Origin of the sequence: Prevotella sp. P2-180 (assembly GCF_002251435.1) — a bacterium.
Lineage (GTDB): Bacteria > Bacteroidota > Bacteroidia > Bacteroidales > Bacteroidaceae > Prevotella.
In genome coordinates this window covers 1-377 of record NZ_NPJI01000115.1, presented here as the reverse complement: position 1 = coordinate 377, position 377 = coordinate 1, and the positions used below count along the sequence as shown (strand labels likewise).

At 36.3% G+C, this 377-nt stretch carries 1 protein-coding gene; it reads left to right on the top strand.

Features of this window, described 5'->3' with window-relative positions:
* The coding region (locus CIK98_RS17465) for a PIN domain-containing protein (RefSeq protein WP_141210595.1) at positions 1-241 on the top strand (241 nt) is incomplete at its 5' end.
* Positions 242-377: the final 136 nt, after the last annotated feature.

Genomic DNA, 377 nt, shown 5'->3' with positions numbered 1-377 from the left:
CAATTCAAAAGTTGCTGCCAATATTGTAAACGCCATATTATCTAGAGATAACATATTGTTCATTAATCCTGTTTATAGATTCAAATTGATTGAATCAGATCCAGATGATAATAAATTTGTGGATTGTGCTATACATTCCAATGCAAAATATATAGTGAGCCAGGACAAACATTTTGGTATTTTGAGAGATATAGATTTTCCAAAACAAGATAGGCTTCGTATCGCCTGCAAGGCGGTATGAAGCACCGACGGTTGTACGTCCGCCGCAAATGTAATCAGAATATTATGGGGAAAGATGTCGGTTTTTGCATGGTTTCCAAAAGGCAAGTGGCAACTTACGGATGAGAAAAACGGACTTGTACCTCTTAGAATATATA